The sequence below is a fragment of the Undibacterium sp. RTI2.2 genome, assembly GCF_035018705.1.
Taxonomy (GTDB): Bacteria; Pseudomonadota; Gammaproteobacteria; order Burkholderiales; family Burkholderiaceae_D; genus Undibacterium.
This window is the reverse complement of the sequence record NZ_JASJXN010000009.1, coordinates 126,026-137,496: the sequence shown is the minus strand read 5'-3', so window position 1 is coordinate 137,496 and position 11,471 is coordinate 126,026. Positions and strand designations below refer to the sequence as shown.

At 44.8% G+C, this 11,471-nt stretch carries 9 protein-coding genes and 1 tRNA gene; 4 read left to right on the top strand and 6 right to left on the bottom strand.

What is annotated here, in order from left to right; genetic code table 11:
* Positions 1-161 precede the first annotated feature (161 nt).
* Both QN395_RS07285 and QN395_RS07280 read right to left on the bottom strand, forming a co-directional pair.
* Positions 162-2,051: a M61 family metallopeptidase gene (locus QN395_RS07285; protein ID WP_416200124.1), complete on the bottom strand. Its 1,890-nt coding sequence runs from the start codon at positions 2,049-2,051 to the stop codon at positions 162-164.
* A 43-nt stretch (positions 2,052-2,094) separates the two neighbouring features.
* The gene (locus QN395_RS07280; protein ID WP_323492162.1) at positions 2,095-2,580 is read right to left on the bottom strand and encodes a DUF3429 domain-containing protein; all 486 of its coding nucleotides are present in this window, start codon (positions 2,578-2,580) and stop codon (positions 2,095-2,097) included.
* Positions 2,581-3,252: 672 nt separating this feature from the next.
* Here QN395_RS07280 and QN395_RS07275 point away from each other — a divergent pair.
* On the top strand, positions 3,253-5,721 hold the full coding sequence (locus QN395_RS07275) for a PAS domain S-box protein (protein WP_322120111.1): 2,469 nt from the start codon (positions 3,253-3,255) through the stop codon (positions 5,719-5,721).
* 104 nt (positions 5,722-5,825) lie between these two features.
* Here QN395_RS07275 and QN395_RS07270 read toward each other — a convergent pair whose 3' ends face one another.
* The 3 genes from QN395_RS07270 to QN395_RS07260 are packed head-to-tail and all read right to left on the bottom strand — an operon-like array spanning position 5,826 to position 8,471.
* Positions 5,826-6,443, bottom strand: coding sequence for a nucleotidyltransferase family protein (locus QN395_RS07270; protein ID WP_322120112.1), 618 nt, complete (start codon positions 6,441-6,443; stop codon positions 5,826-5,828).
* Positions 6,444-6,462: 19 nt separating this feature from the next.
* Positions 6,463-7,173 carry a DsbC family protein gene (locus tag QN395_RS07265; protein ID WP_322120113.1) on the bottom strand — a complete coding sequence of 237 codons (711 nt, stop codon included), beginning with the start codon at positions 7,171-7,173 and terminating at the stop codon, positions 6,463-6,465.
* 56 nt (positions 7,174-7,229) lie between these two features.
* Positions 7,230-8,471, bottom strand: coding sequence for an FAD-dependent monooxygenase (locus QN395_RS07260; RefSeq protein ID WP_322120114.1), 1,242 nt, complete (start codon positions 8,469-8,471; stop codon positions 7,230-7,232).
* 162 nt (positions 8,472-8,633) lie between these two features.
* On the opposite strand from QN395_RS07260, the gene QN395_RS07255 reads away from it, so the two are divergent.
* The 3 genes from QN395_RS07255 to QN395_RS07245 all read left to right on the top strand — a co-directional run bounded on the left by QN395_RS07255 (position 8,634) and on the right by QN395_RS07245 (position 10,562).
* Positions 8,634-8,709 (top strand) — tRNA-Phe (locus QN395_RS07255).
* Between the two features lie 496 nt (positions 8,710-9,205).
* Complete coding sequence (locus QN395_RS07250; protein ID WP_322120137.1) at positions 9,206-10,084, top strand: response regulator; 879 nt, start codon at positions 9,206-9,208, stop codon at positions 10,082-10,084.
* 115 nt (positions 10,085-10,199) lie between these two features.
* The gene (locus QN395_RS07245) at positions 10,200-10,562 is read left to right on the top strand and encodes a DUF1801 domain-containing protein (protein WP_322120138.1); all 363 of its coding nucleotides are present in this window, start codon (positions 10,200-10,202) and stop codon (positions 10,560-10,562) included.
* Here the strand turns inward: QN395_RS07245 and QN395_RS07240 are convergent.
* Positions 10,541-11,302, bottom strand: a complete 762-nt coding sequence (locus QN395_RS07240; protein ID WP_322120139.1) for a hypothetical protein — start codon at positions 11,300-11,302, stop codon at positions 10,541-10,543. The two genes, QN395_RS07245 and QN395_RS07240, sit on opposite strands and share 22 nt — an antisense overlap.
* Positions 11,303-11,471 lie beyond the last annotated feature (169 nt).

Sequence of the window (11,471 nt, the reverse complement as noted above, 5' to 3'; positions counted from 1 at the left end):
GGCTATCGAACGCCGTTTGAGGTTTTTTATAATTTGGATATACTCCCCCTAAAACTTACCTCCCGTTGCTCTTCGTAACTGAATCCGCCCTCCAAATAAATATTGATCTTTTTCCTTATCAAGCATGTACTACCACCCAGTATATAATTTAATAGCAAGCATTACGCCCTAACTACGCGCTGATAGCTAGGTCGTTTTATCTGCAATACAGCTTTGCTGTGCTCTTGCAAAGCCAGTGCTAAGGCTGGTACATCATCTGACTGCAACTTAGCCTGGACCAGCATTAGCTCGTCACGGCGGAATACATGTAATTGCACGATGTCGCCAACTGTGTAGCGACTCAGTGCATTCGTCAGACCATCTGAGGCATCGGCGGCGCTGACCCGCAAACCGTTGATGGCGATCAGCACATCTCCTGCGGACAATCCTGCACGGTGTGCAGCGCGACCTTCATACACATTAACTAGTTTGCAGTCATTGCCATCTTTGCCGGTACGTACACCCAGCACCGGTTTGACTATTTTTGCAGACTTGCTGCCATCGTTCAGGACGATCCCAAAATCTTCAAATAATTTAGATAGCGGCAAATCTTCCGTACCGCGCACGTAACGATCTAAGAAGCGCTTGGCATTGACGCCAGTTGCTTGTTGTATGATCGCCTCGATCTCGTTTTCGCCCAGACCTTGTTGCCGACTTAACGCTGTATTTTGATAGAAATCACGTCCAAATTTTTGCCATAGCGCGCGCATCAAATCGTCCAACGATTTTTTCCCCGCAGTCTCGGTACGGATTGTCAGATCGAGTGCCAACCCGACCAGAGAACCTTTGGTGTAATAGCTGACAATCGCGTTAGGTGAATTCTCATCTTGGCGATAATATTTGGTCCAGGCGTCAAAACTGGATTCAGCCACGCTTTGTTTTTTACGACCCGATCCTCGCAGGACCATGTTGATGGTTTTCGAAACCAGCTTAAAGTAACTAGCCTCGCTGATTAAACCAGAACGTACCAACATCAGATCATCGTAATAGCTGGTAAAACCCTCAAACAGCCATAGCAGGCTGGTATAATTTTCTTGCCGTAAATCGTAGTGGGCAAATGCTGCGGGCTTAATACGTTTGACATTCCAGGTATGGAAATATTCGTGGCTGCACAGACCCAAAAAATTTTGATAGCCATCAGTTATTTCGATCTGGTGTTTAGCTGGCAAATCGCTACGATTGCAAATCAGCGCAGTCGATGCGCGATGCTCAAGACCGCCATAACCGTCACCAACAGCCATGGTCATAAACACATAGCGATCCATCGGTGCACGTTTGGTCTTGGGCTCAAAAAAAACAATTTGAGTTTCGCAGATTTTTTTTAAGTCTACGGTGATGCGTTGCAAATCGATATTGGGTACGGTGCCTGTCACGACAAAATCATGCGGCACACCATGCGCCTCAAAACTTGCCAAAGCAAAATTGCCCATCTCTACCGGATGATCAATCAGCTCGTCATAGTTGGCGGCGATATAAGTACCAAAGCCGTAGCGTTTTGCTGTTAATTCAGGGAGCGATGTGGCAACGCGCCAGGTCTTGCAAGCGGCATCATCAGCTCGCTGGATGTCCACAATATGCGGCGACATCTCTTGTCCCAGCACCTGCAAAAATACGCTAGTGCCGTTGTAAAAACCATGTTGCTGATCCAGATGCGCTGCACGGACCGACAAATCCCATGCATAGACCTCGTACTCCAAGGTCAAGACGCCATCACACGCGGCGGCTTGCCAAGTATGTTTATCGAGCTTTTTGACTGCGATTTTTTTACCTGCGCTATTTGCTTGCAGTTGCACAATATTGCGCGAGAATTCACGCACCATATAGCTACCGGGTATCCAGGCGGGTAACATCACAATCTGCCCCGCAGGATCAGGCTGACTGATTTGCAGGCTGACTTGGTATAGATGACCAGCTAAATCTTTGGGGACAATGCTGTACTTGATTGCGCTTGCTGATGTGGATTCTTTATTCTTCACAACGATCCTATTTTTAATTATATTTCTTATTGGCATTATCTTCCTGACATCGCTACTGGTTTTGTCGCTACTTATTTTTTCAGCGTATATTTGCCGCAATAAAAGTAAAAGCAAGTGCGGCAATCACAACACCTGTTAATTTTAAGCGTAATGCGATAAACCATGTGGGTAGCTCATAACGAAGATAGAGCTGCTTGTCGAACTGATAGGCGACCACAAAACCAATAATTTGGACTAAAAAACCAACGCCAACATTTACCATAGAACACCAGGCAATCATGGAAGGGATAACGCCCCACAACAAGGCTTTGCGGGTATCGACAGGATTTAAATTTTTCGACATTAAAGCAATGCCCCAGTGCAAACCGCCCAAAAAAGACAAAATCGCAACGCCATACGATAGCTGAGCTTTGATGAAATAACCTAACCAGTCGGGATGCACAATCCAGCATGCCAAGCTCAACAAACAAAAGGGAATGAGGCCAGCGAAACCCAGTTTGTTCACAAGCTGCTTGTTTGGAATATCCATTTTTTTTGCGTTCTTCTTTAGTTTTTTTGTCACCATTTATCAATGCTGCTGTTTCGGCAATACTCGGATTACCCATCAATTACCGTTAGCCAATATTTTATGAGGAATCGCCGACATTAGATATATTTGGTCATAAGCATAAGAAAGAAATTAGTCCAATTTTTTTAAAAACAACTAATTCAATCTTAAAAATACCGAATGTCGTCCTTTTTAGGTATATTGATGATCCGATCAGCGAGAAAAATATCCCATTAAATAATCTCTGCGGTCTTAGCTCAGACTGTCTAATTCTAGGCAAAAATGGCCCTACTCAACAATCCCGACATGCTCCACACGCGCTGTGAAAGTGTATGGCAAACGAGGCTCGTCACATCCTGGACGGCAAAATTTATACTGTATTTTATTTTTTTTGCGCTGCACTCACATCACACTGAGGCAGCTGAAGTCAACCAAAGCATGGTGTTCACTTTAGGCAAATACGCCCATCTTAATGCCAAGATTGACAGCTTGCCAAGTCTAAAAAATCTCCGGTCAACCCCACTATTCTCGGCTCAAAATTCCATTACTAACGCGACCAAACCAAGCACTAATAGCGTGGATAGTGCCTTAATTAGTAGCAATTCTAGCCACCACAAAATCCCATCAATTACGGAGCCGGCACCACTTTTTTTCAGCATCACAGTGCCGTTAATAGTTGGCTTTTTAGTGATGCTTATTTTGCTTCTATTTGTGCTGCAAACTAAAAAACGCAGCCAACGAGAACTACAAAAAAGTGAACGCAATTATCGTGAGCTATTCAACTTTAGTAGTGAGGCGATTGTTGTCCGAGAGATGGAAACCGGTAAGTTAATTGATGTCAACCACCGCTTTACTGAGCTATATGGATTTGCAGCAGAAGACGTAGCCGCGCTCAACATCAAAAATACCAGTTCTGATGTCGCACCATATACAGAAGCAGAAGCGGTCTACTGGTTAGCAAAAGCGATTAATGAAGGTCCACAATTATTTGAATGGCATGCCAAACATGCTGATGGTCATCTGTTTTGGGTAGAGGTGTCATTACACATAGAAGAGCTGGAAGGAAAGCAGCGATCAGTGGCTTCCGCCAGAGATATCACGGAGCGCAAACTCGCTGTCGCCCGCGCTAACGCAATAGAACAACAAATGCAGCGGACCTATAAAAATCTGCCGATTGCCTTATTCACTATTGACAAAAACCATAAAGTGACGCAATGGAACACCTTGCTGGAGCAAATGACGAATACCAACGCGACCGAGATTGTCGGATCAGATCACACATGGCGAGGATTTTATGTGGAACCACGGCCATGTCTGGCTGACTTTGTGCTGAATAATGCGACGATGGCTGAGATCCAAACACATTATAAGAACCCAGTTTTACACAGCAAAGTCGTGATCGGTGGCATCGAAACGGAAGCTTTTTTAAAGCTGATTGACGTTGTTGGTGATACTGGAAAATGGCTACAGTTCACTGCGGTGCCTTTGTTGGATGAAGATGGTCAGATGATTGGCGCCTTAGAAACACTAACCGATATGACCGAGCGCAAACTAGCTGAAATCGCCTTGCGTAATAGCGAGGCGACGTACAGAACCCTGATAGATCACGCGCCGGAGGCGATGCTGGTTTTAGACGCTGACAAGAATCGCTTTATCGATGTCAATCGTAATGCGTTACAACTTTTTCGCTACCAGCACTCAGATTTGCTAAAGCTTAGCCCGATCAAACTCGTCTCGACTAAAGATAATGATGGAAAGGATATGACGAGTACGATCGTTGGTTATTTTAATGAATCGTTGATTGGACCAGACCTTCGTTTTGAATGGAAGTGCGTGCGCTCTGATGGTACAAAATTCCCATGTGAGCTACATCTGGTGAGGCTGCCAAGTCCGCAAAATACTCGACTCATCCGTTGCAATATCACCGATATCACAGAACGTAAAGCCGCCGAAGAAGCGATTTTAAAAGAGAGAAATTTTCTCGAAGCCTTATTAGACGCAATGCCGATCCCTATTTTCTACAAAAATAAAGATGGTATCTATCTGGGTTGTAATGACGCGTTCATCACGATGACGGGACTCACCCGGGAAAAAATTATTAATAAAAAAATGACTGACTGGCTAGAGCCTAACCGAGTCAAGCTGTATGAGGAGAAAGATCAAGAGCTATACAAGAAGTATGAAAAACAAGTTTTTCAATTAAACATTGACAACTATTTTAACGAACCAAAACATGTGATCTTTCACCGTGCAGTATATAAAAACCAATTTGGTATTGTTGATGGAATGATCGGTGCGATTTTAGATATTACCGAACTAGAAAAAACCAAAATCGCATTAGAACAATTAAACCTTGCGCTAGAGAGTCGAGTACTAGAACGTACCGAAGAATTACAGCAAGCGATGAAGCATTTAATCCAATCTGAAAAGCTCGCGGCACTGGGGAATCTGGTTGCGGGCATTGCTCATGAACTGAATACACCGATCGGCAATATCGTCACAATCGCATCCACGCTCAAAGACGAAACCAGTAGCTTTTTAGATAAACTCAATGGCGGCGGATTACGAAAAAGTGAGGCAATACAGTCCGCCACGCACATGCATGAAGCGGGCAAGATGATAGAGCACAATGCAATTCGCAGCGCCAAGCTAATTTCTGATTTTAAACAAGTCGCAGTGGATCAATCGAGTGCCCGGCGCCGTTCGTTTGATCTGGAATCAACCGTACAAGAGGTAATGACAACGCTGCTGCCGATGCTAAAACGCACGAGTCATGTTGTCGATATCGATATCCCGGAAAAAATTCAACTTGATAGTTACCCTGGCCCGATAGAACAGATCATTACTAATTTGATTTCCAACTCTTTACTGCATGGATTTGAGCATATAGAAAAAGGACATATTTTTATTAAAGCGCAATTGCTGAATGAAGAAGTTATAGTGGATTATCACGATAACGGACAAGGCATGACGGCAGAAACTCAGGTGCATTTGTTTGACCCTTTTTTTACGACCAAACTAGGGCAAGGCGGCAGTGGACTGGGGCTTTATATCGTGTACAACCTGGTAACAGGTGTGCTGGGTGGACGCATCAGCATCCATAGCAGCTTGGACACGGGTGCACACTTCACGCTGTGCTTGCCGCAAAAAGCACCGTAAATTAGTTTGGTGCAGAAACGGGGAGTATATTTATTTTTGAAACATAAGCAGCATCAAGATCTAGTTGCGCTACTCTAATACCCTAAGCTCTACTTACGCTAGATTTATATCGGTTTCGCCAAGTCCTCTGGCACATCAATATCACGCAATATGCCCGGATCATCTACCGCGATCTCTGTCACCAGATGTTGCTGCAATAATTTGCGAGCACCTTGATCGCCACTTAAAGCTAATAGCTGGTCTAAATATTTTCTGGAGAATCCAACCGGATTACCGCGTTGACCTTGATAAACCAAGATGCCCATATCGACACCTGCTTGCATTGCCTGCAGTAATTTTTTGATTGAATCTGGCTTGACATACGGCATATCGGCCAAGGCGATAATCCAGCCAGCATAATCTGCACTTTGCTGCAATCCATGTACTAATGACGCAGCCATTCCCTGCTCTGCATTAGCACAGACAGTCAGCATACAGCCGGTTTTTTGTAAGGTAGAAGAGAGTAACTCTAGGGTGTTGATAGAACTGGTTGCGCAGAGTATCGCTAAACTATCGGGTAATACGGCGAGTAAATTGCGTGCACTGTTTTCGGCAACGAGTTGGCCGTTAGCGGTAATTTGCAAGAGCTTGTTCTGGTTGCCAGCGGGATCAAAACGACTCCCTTTGCCGGCAGCGAGCAACAAGCCACGCCAGTCTTGTGCGCGGCTTGCAATGCTAGTCATTGTTGATTTTTTTGATAAGTTATTTAATGCTGGCGAATTTTGCTTCCAGACCTTTGGCATCAACTGCACCAGGGATGCGGGTGCCATCGCTAAAGATAATAGTGGGTGTGCCAGTGACGCGCATTTTTTTACCGAGCTCAAGAATTTTTTCGTTTGGCGTCATGCAGTTTTCAGCCGCTGCTGGGGCTGCTTTGCCATTTAACATCCACTCATCCCAGGCTTTGTTGCGATCGGCAGAGCACCAGATGTTTTTGGATTTGACGCTAGAATCTTCGGACAAAATGTTATACATAAAAGTATAAACCGTCACATTATTCACACCTTGCAAAGTCTGGCGGAAGCGTTTGCAATAACCACAGTTCGGATCTTCAAAGATAGCAATTACACGTTTGCCATCACCTTTAACCATCTTGGCAGCAGATTCCAATGGCAGATCCGAAAACTTCACGCGGCTTAAATCTTCTACCCGCGCTTTGGTGTAATTGTTGGAGGTACGGGCATCTACAACATCACCAAAAAACAAATATTCGGCTTTTTGATCAGTGTAAATAATATCGCTACCAATACGTACTTCAAACAAACCTGCATAGGGGGTTTTGGTAACAGAATCTACTTTGGCGCCAAGCCCTAAACGCGGCACAACCAATTTTCTGACTGCAAGCTCGTCCTTGGTTTCTGCAAGCGCGAAGGCTATCGGCATTAACAATAAAGCAGCAACTATTTTTTTCATACTTATCTTCATACGTAACATATTAAATATCAATCTATAAAAAAGGCGCGCGACAATTAACGCCCCATTGCGTGGGAAATTAGTTTTCTTTTCAAGACAGGCAAACGGTCCAGCAAGTTCATTCCCAAGTTGCGCGCAATCCGCAGCGGTGTCACATTGGTGGCGAATAAACGGGACAAATTGTCCGTCATTAATTGCATCATCAAGACCTCTTCCCTTCGCGCACGCTGATAAGCTCGCAAGACACGAGTGTCACCGCAATCAAAAGGCAAATCACGACCACAATCTGACTGCGCCAACAACTTGACCAAAGCAGCGACATCACCAAAACCTAAATTCATACCTTGACCCGCCATCGGATGCACCACATGAGCGGCATCACCAATCAATGCCAGCCTCGGCGCGATCATACAATGTGGCCGTACCAAACTTAACGGAAATGCCTTGCAATTTTGTGGCTCAAGCGGCGTTAATTTACCAAGCAGAGAACCACAAAATGGCGCCAACCTATCGGCCAATGCAGCTAAGGGCTCACTTAAAATTTGCGCAGCCAAACTATCAGGAGCGGACCACACGAGCGAAACTCGATGTCCGGGCAACGGCAACAAGGCAATAATACCAAGCTCTTCTAAAAACCATTGATGTGCAACGCCTCTGTGCGGTTTTTCACAAGCAAAATTTGTAACCACACCTTGTTGCCCATAGGGGCGATAGCCCAGCCCGATTTCCGCTTGCCCTCGTACCCAAGATTGCGCACCATCGGCACCGATCAGCAAGGATGTGGTTAACTGCCTACCATTTTCTAACTCGATTGAGGCGAAGTTTTCAGTCACGTTAACCCTAGAAGCCCGCCCCACTATCTGCGTTAGATTTTGTGCAAATTTCATGGCATTATCGAGTGCCTGATTGAGATTTTTATCCTCAACAATCCACGCCAATTCATCAACATGAGCGCCATAAGCGTCAAACCCCAGCTTGCCATCCGCAACAGTACTACCACCAAAAATCTGCATGGCATCAACCTGCACCACACGCTCTTGATCAAACGCAGCCCAAACTTTTAAGCCGTCAAGCAAGTCATGGGCAACATGGTTTAACGCATAAACCCGCACATCCCAACGATCAAAAATATCCGCAGAATCTGATTTTACAATCGCCTTAGGCGGCACGGAAGATTCAGCTTGAGCGGACAGCAAACTGACTCGCAACCCTATCTGAGACAAGCCCAAAGCCGCCGCTTTGCCTACAGCACCGTTACCGATAATGCAAACATCACTGTGATTTGATTCTATGGACATAGCTGTTTTACACCTTACAACCAAGGAAAATAATCACCCCATTATACGGCAGGCTAAGTTGAGAGTTGATTGACGCAACGAAAGCCAAACCGCCGAAGACAGGCAATGTTTTTCATAAAAAGCTTGCGTAATGCCAGACAGGTCACTATAATTCTTCGTCTTGGCCTGGTAGCTCAGTCGGTAGAGCAGAGGATTGAAAATCCTTGTGTCGGTGGTTCGATTCCGCCCCGGGCCACCAAGAACAATTACAATCAAATCAATAAGATACGATTGAATTTAATAAAAATTAGCTTCTCTAGGGAAGCTTTTTTTATGTCTTTCTGACAAATTTCTGACACTCGTACTACACCTTCCCGAGCAACCTTGAGCTTGATCATTATTATCTGCAGCACCTCTGCTCGCAAATCGAGGAACTTGAAACTCACCCCATACGACAATTAGCACTGCCTATGTAACTTAGGCTAACGAACACATTGTTACTCCTTTTATATGAGCTAGTACGCTAATCGATTCTTAATAATTAATCGAACTACTATCATATAAATTCAGCACAGAAAATTATTATTTAATCATTACATTCCTCTAGCACTATCTAGTAAACGATGACCTCATGGGCTACACTAAAAACTGTAACTTGTTGAAAATAAACGACAAAGCGATATCTGAATCAAAGGCTTGTGTTATTATTTAATTAATAACTTATTGACATGTAAAACTTGGGGTCGGCATCTATCATGAATCAGACATTACCAGCGGAGACAATGGAAACAGAGAAACACCGCTTTATCCTTGAAATGTTAGGATTTTCTGATGCGGAAAAAACCATGCTGTCCTCTACGTTCCGCCTAACGGGAAGACGTTCATTCTGTTACGCAGAACCAAGCAGCGAGCATGACCGCGCTGATATTTACCTGGTGAATACTGATAATGCCGAAGCAATACAACAATTAGAGAAACGCTCTCCTAGCATCCATGCGCCAGCAGTACTGATTGGGCGCACTGCAACAGAAACTGCCAGTTGGCCGCTCATACAAAAACCGATACATTGGATGCGTTTGTTTGGGCAGTTAGATGATTTGATGCAAGCGGCGCTGTTAGAACGTAACCGCCGCACACAAAACATCAACCAACATTGGGATGGGCAAACCTACCGTCGCAACATCGATAAAAAATTGGCGCCAGAGTCCCCAATCGCCGCTCCTAAAAAGCCTGTTGAATCCGTTTTAGTCGTCGATGACAGCGCTACCGTCCGGGCATTTATGCGCATCAAATTAGCGCCGTTTCATTTTGATGTGGATTATGCCGAGAACGGCGAGCAAGCAATTGCGATGGCCGAGATTAAAAAATATACCTGTATTTTTCTCGATATTATGATGCCTGGCATTGACGGCTATAAGGTCTGTAAACATATCAAAGCCAACCCGTCAACTAAAAACACCGCTGTAGTGATGCTGAGCAGCAAATCTTCTGCATTTGATAAATTCCGCGGCGCTTGGGCAGGTTGCGATACTTATCTGGGGAAACCAGTTGATGAAAATGATTTGCTCGCAACGATCGCCCGCTTTTTACCAAGTTCTCGTGAGATGCATGTTGGGCAGGCTACGCTAGCCTGACATCAACAGTCTGAGTAGCAATCACACCTGATATCTACTCAATATGTATCCAATTAAAGATCCGGCGGTAGCAAAAATATTTGAAAGCTAACCGCTACCAATCCGCCAAAAGCTCTTGTTGCTGAGAGATCTTATTTTATCGACGGCGGCTGCGACTGAAGGTGTGGGTAAGATCGAAGAAACGCTGAAATGGGGCGAACCTGCGTATCTGACCAGCGCCAGCAAAAGTGGCAGCACAATCCGCATCGCATGGAAGGCTGCTTATCCGTCAAAATATGCGATGTACTTCAAGTGCCATACAACTCTGATCGACAGCTTCCGTACATTGTTTCCAAATGATTTCGTCTTTGAGGGTAACCGCCGCATTGTCTTTGCAGAAGAAGCCGTGTTACCCACAGAGTATCTATCGTTTTGTATAGCCGCAGCACTCACTTATCACATCTGTAAAAATACGCCTCAGCACAAGCTATCGTCTTGAGCCGCATGGGTCTTTATTCTCTGTACCAAGCGCCCCACTAAAACACCGGCAGCAATGCTGGCCAAAAGATGCTTCATTGTATGGCCGCTAATAACACTACCTAGCTGAAAGATGTCGTGATCGTATATTTCTGTCACCTTCGCAAGGATATATAAAAGCAAGGCGCCACCAAAAGCAATACGATCCGATTTAGGCGCCCGATAAATCGTTTGCCAAAGCGGAATTAATATCAGCGGCAATCCTTGCAAAAACAAATATGGACGCAAATCTCCAGCACCGTATGCGTCAGTGACGTACCACCATGCGACGCTAAAAATAGCAAAGAGAACGAGTACATTTGCATCTGTTTTGCGATTTACGTTTGGCACATTCTCCGCTCTCACCGCAGAAAGCAATCCAGCGCAGGCGAATGCAATCGGTAAGCGATCCCATAGCAAGCGCGCATTATCGGGGGCAAGGTGGTAAAAGCCCGAGCCCAATGCCGTCAATAGCAAACCTGCTAAAAATAATCGATAACCAATCCAACCTGCTTCGATACTTGCGTGTTTTCGCATTGGCCACAAACGATACATGCCCCAAATGGCAACGACAGCGAAACCAAGGTTAGAAAAAACATCGGCTGCATGCGGCACACCAAGAAAATCCGATAGATCGGCAAACTCGTGATAATGCGCCAGCTGCTCGATTGGGCCATGTGCAATGAGTAAAACGCCACATAAAGTAGTGAATAAAAATGGCAAGCAAATAAAAATGCGCCTCAAAGTAAGCCCCCTGATTGATGAATGTTGATTCATCAGAAGCTTGCCCCTGTCTCGAATAAAATGATACCTTCTTTAAAATAGTTCTGATTTTTATTAAACTAAGCATCAAATATCAATACTCAATATAAGCTCAAACTAAGCTAAAACT

Bases quoted from the DNA above. Each gene is read 5' to 3' on its own strand.
- QN395_RS07285 (WP_416200124.1), bottom strand. From the start codon at position 2,051: ATGCCAATAAGAAATATAATTAAAAATAGGATCGTTGTGAAGAATAAA.
- QN395_RS07250 (WP_322120137.1), top strand. From the start codon at position 9,206: ATGAATCAGACATTACCAGCGGAGACAATGGAAACAGAGAAACACCGC.
- QN395_RS07280 (WP_323492162.1), bottom strand. From the start codon at position 2,580: ATGGTGACAAAAAAACTAAAGAAGAACGCAAAAAAAATGGATATTCCA.
- QN395_RS07275 (WP_322120111.1), top strand. From the start codon at position 3,253: ATGCTTATTTTGCTTCTATTTGTGCTGCAAACTAAAAAACGCAGCCAA.
- QN395_RS07260 (WP_322120114.1), bottom strand. From the start codon at position 8,471: ATGTCCATAGAATCAAATCACAGTGATGTTTGCATTATCGGTAACGGT.
- QN395_RS07265 (WP_322120113.1), bottom strand. From the start codon at position 7,173: ATGAAAAAAATAGTTGCTGCTTTATTGTTAATGCCGATAGCCTTCGCG.
- QN395_RS07270 (WP_322120112.1), bottom strand. From the start codon at position 6,443: ATGACTAGCATTGCAAGCCGCGCACAAGACTGGCGTGGCTTGTTGCTC.